The organism is Bradyrhizobium sp. 35, from assembly GCF_023073215.1.
GTDB lineage: Bacteria > Pseudomonadota > Alphaproteobacteria > Rhizobiales > Xanthobacteraceae > Bradyrhizobium > Bradyrhizobium canariense_D.
In genome coordinates this window covers 1-3,657 of the sequence record NZ_JADPJC010000047.1, presented here as the reverse complement: position 1 = coordinate 3,657, position 3,657 = coordinate 1, and the positions used below count along the sequence as shown (strand labels likewise).

Sequence of the window (3,657 nt, the reverse complement as noted above, 5' to 3'; positions counted from 1 at the left end):
AGGCGTGTTGCTACTCGCTACGACAAACTTGCCAGAAACTTCTTGGCCGCCGTCCACCTCGCCGCTCTCGTCGCTTATTGGATCAATTGAGTCTGAACCCTAGCAACTTTGGCAGATTGTTGATTTTGCCGCGATTTATAGGATTCCCGAATCAATTTTTCAATGATTCATGGGTGGTCGGCTCTTGGAGGGCTGACCATGCCGGGATGGGAAGACGAACTCGAACGCTGGCTGATGCCGTTCTTGGACCGGCTGGGTCATAAGACCCGACAGCGGATGTGTCCTCTATATGTTGCGGGATTGATCGGTCCTGGCGATCGCAAGAGCGTTCAGCCGATGGCGGAACGCCTTGCCACGAGCAACTACGACCAGTTGCACCATTTCATTGCGGACGGCGTCTGGAACGCGACGCCGCTAGAGACAGAGCTGCTCAACCAGGCGGACCGACTTGTCGGCGGCAGGGATGCGGTGCTGGTTATTGATGACACCTCACTGCCGAAAAAGGGTGAGCGATCGGTCGGTGTTGCGGCTCAATACGCGTCGGCTCTCGGTAAAACTGCAAATTGCCAAACGCTGGTGTCTTTAACGCTTGCGCGCGGGGAAGTGCCCGTGATGGTCGCGTTACGTCTCTTTCTGCCTGACAGCTGGACAAGCGACATGCCTCGCTTGAAGCGCGCTCGCGTGCCAGTCGAACACCGAACGCCGCGGTCCAAGCCGGAGATCGCTTTGGCCGAGATTGACCGCGCGATGGCAGCCAACATACGCTTTGGATGTGTGCTGGCGGATGCAGGATACGGCCTCAGCGCGCCGTTTCGACAAGGGCTAACAGAGCGCGGGCTGGCCTGGGCGGTCGGTATCCCTCGGCACCAGAAAGTGTATCCGGTCGATGTGAAGCTCATTTGGCCGATCACCAAAGCCCGTGGCAAACCACGAAAGCACCACGTGCCCGATATCTTATCGATTGCGGCAGAACAAATGCTGGCCAGCGCCAAATGGAAAACCGTGAGTTGGCGCAGCGGGACGAAAGGTCGGCTCAAAGCCCGATTTGCTGCTCTCCGTGTCCGCACCGCCGACGGCCCTCCGCAGCGGATATGGGATAAAGGTCAGCAGCATCTCCCAGGCGACGAAGCCTGGCTCATTGGCGAGCAACGTGCCTCCGGGGAGAAGAAATACTATCTCGCCAATCTTCCGGCGGCGACGGATCTGCGCACGCTGGCCGCCACCATCAAGGGACGGTGGATTTGTGAGCAGGCGCATCAACAGTTGAAGGAGGAACTTGGACTTGATCACTTCGAAGGGCGATCATGGCAAGGTCTTCATCGCCACGCCCTTATGACAATGATTGCCTACGCCTTCCTGCAACATCGTCGCCTCGCAAACGCGGGGCGAAAAAAAAAGAATCAACGGGCCTCCGCCTCAACCGACTATGCCCGCCGTACGTCACGCCATCGTCGATCTCATCCTTCGGCCGCCGCCCCAGCAGTGCCCACATTGCCGAAAGCAAATCCTTGAAAAACAGCGGCGAAAACACATTCTGCCAAAGTAGTGCTAGTCGGTTTGGGCCGACGGGCCGATCGCTCGGCGTGCCATTGGGCTGTCGATGCACGATACTCCAGGCCGCCGCTGCGCGTCGCGGCATTGCGTCGTAGCTCACGGGAGATGGTCGAGGCGGATCGGCCAAGTCGGCGTCCGATCTCGCGTCTCGAAAGGCCCTGAACGCGAAGAAGTGCGATCTCCTCACGTTCCGCAAACGAGAGGTACCGCCCGGACCGCGGCTGGGTTGAAGATCTGAACATCGCTGGTGCCATGCCGCCTGCCTGTCGGAACAATCTGGTTCCGACAGGCTGCGACATACCAGCCGCTAATGCAGCATCCTCGCTGGTCATTCCCTGCACGATCCCCAACCAGAATCGCTGGAGTTCAGATCGCCCCGCTACCGGCGGCCGTCCCGGTGACGCCAACGGTGCTCGTCCAGAACGGTGTGATCGTCGCTTTCGAATGCCCATCGCAACCTCCTTCGTTCAGGTGTTGCGACGACCGCTTGAATCCGCCCAATACACCAGCGAGCAGTTCCAGCGCCTGATGGCTGACCACGGCATCGTTTGCAGCATGAGCCGCTCCGGCGATGTCTGGGACAACGCGGCGATGGAGAGCTTCTTCTCCTCCCTGAAGACCGAACTCATCGAGCGCAAAACCTATCGCGAAACGAGGTCCCAATCGACTTTCGGCGTAGACAGTTTGGCTTCGATTAGCTCAAGAGATGATGAAGAAGATAAGTCGGACTTCATATTTCGCAAGGCACCGTCAATGCAATTGCTAATGTGGGATCGAAGCCTAGTCTCCTACCAGAGCTTTGAACATCCAAGATTCTGTGCTCGCGAATGCGAGGTTAGAGCCGGCTCCGCAAATTTGAACAGGTTGATAAGTGGAGTTTCTGCCTGAAGGCGGCGATAATCGCGGTGAACAGGAGAGACCATGAGCAGACGACCGCGCCGGAAACCGGCCTTGAAGGCGAAGGTGGCACCGGCGGCCCTCAAGGGCGATCGGCCGATAGCCAGCTGGCCGAGCATTTCGACGTCCACCCCAATCAGATCACGGCCTGGAAGTCACAGCTTGAGGGCAGCGCTTCGGAGGTTTTCAGACCGGGAGGCGGAGCGCCGGAGATCCCAGCGATCGATGTGAAGTCGCTGCACGCCAAGATGGGCGAGCTGACGCTGGAGAACGACTTTTTAGAAGGAGCGCTCACCAAGGCGGGATTGCTGAGCCCAAAGCGATGGTCGACCGTGAGCGCGATCTGTCGATCACCAGGCAAGCGGAAGTTTTGCAGATCAGCCGCGGCAGCGTGTATTACCTGCCGCGGCCGGTGCCGGACGACGATCTCGCGATCATGCGGCGTCGCGACAGGCTGCATCTGGAGTTTCCCTTCGCCGGTTCGCGGATGTTGAGAGGCCTGCTGGCTGTCGAGGGGTGCAAGATCGGCCGCCGGCATGTGAAGACGCTGATGCGGCGGATGGGGATAGAAGGGCTCTATCGCCGCCCCCGAACCACGAAGCCGGAGCCCGGCCACAAGATTTATCCGTATCTGCTGCGCGGCATGGAGATCACGCGTCCGAACCAGGTCTGGGCGATGTACATCACTTACATCCCGATGGCGCGCGGCTTCGTGTATCTCGCTGTCGTGCTCGATTGGGCTACCCGACATGTCTTGTCTGGCGGTTGCCGATCACGATGGAAGCGGCCTTCTGCGTCGAGGCCCTGGAGGATGCCCTGGAGCGGCACGGCCGGCCAGACGTCTTCAACACCGACTAGGGTTCGCAGTTCACTGGTGCGGCCTTCACCGCCGTGCTCGCTGGCAACGGCATCGCCATCAGCATGGATGGCAAAGGGGCTTGGCGGGACAACGTGTTCGTCGAGCGGTTGTGGCGCAGCGTCAAATACGAGGAGGTATATCTGCGGGCCTACGAGACCGTCAGCGAGGCGCGCGACTCGATGGGCCGAATCTCGACTTCTACAACCGCGCATCAGAACACCCATCTGTCTATGTTGTTGAAGAGAAAAGACTTTGCTGATTGGGATTCGATCCCGTGGGGTATCTTGGGTTCTGTCGCGCTCGTTCGGCGATAGATCGAGCAGCAGTTGTTATCAGCGAGCTGCGGG

General features: G+C 59.3%; 1 protein-coding gene and 4 pseudogenes. 4 read left to right on the top strand and 1 reads right to left on the bottom strand.

What is annotated here, in order from left to right; all coding sequences use genetic code 11:
* Together IVB36_RS07905 and IVB36_RS07900 are read left to right on the top strand one after the other, a co-directional pair.
* Positions 1–90, top strand: a pseudogene (locus IVB36_RS07905) (IS5/IS1182 family transposase); the annotation flags it as partial.
* A 72-nt stretch (positions 91–162) separates the two neighbouring features.
* On the top strand, positions 163–1,512 hold the full coding sequence (locus IVB36_RS07900) for an IS701 family transposase (RefSeq protein ID WP_247391086.1): 1,350 nt from the start codon (positions 163–165) through the stop codon (positions 1,510–1,512).
* 44 nt (positions 1,513–1,556) lie between these two features.
* Here IVB36_RS07900 and IVB36_RS07895 read toward each other — a convergent pair.
* A pseudogene (locus IVB36_RS07895) lies at positions 1,557–2,006 on the bottom strand (helix-turn-helix domain-containing protein); the annotation flags it as partial.
* Between the two features lie 43 nt (positions 2,007–2,049).
* Between IVB36_RS07895 and IVB36_RS07890 the strand changes: the two are divergent.
* Together IVB36_RS07890 and IVB36_RS07885 are read left to right on the top strand one after the other, a co-directional pair.
* Positions 2,050–2,202: pseudogene (locus IVB36_RS07890) on the top strand (IS3 family transposase); the annotation flags it as partial.
* A 273-nt stretch (positions 2,203–2,475) separates the two neighbouring features.
* Positions 2,476–3,498: pseudogene (locus tag IVB36_RS07885) on the top strand (IS3 family transposase); the annotation flags it as partial.
* Positions 3,499–3,657 lie beyond the last annotated feature (159 nt).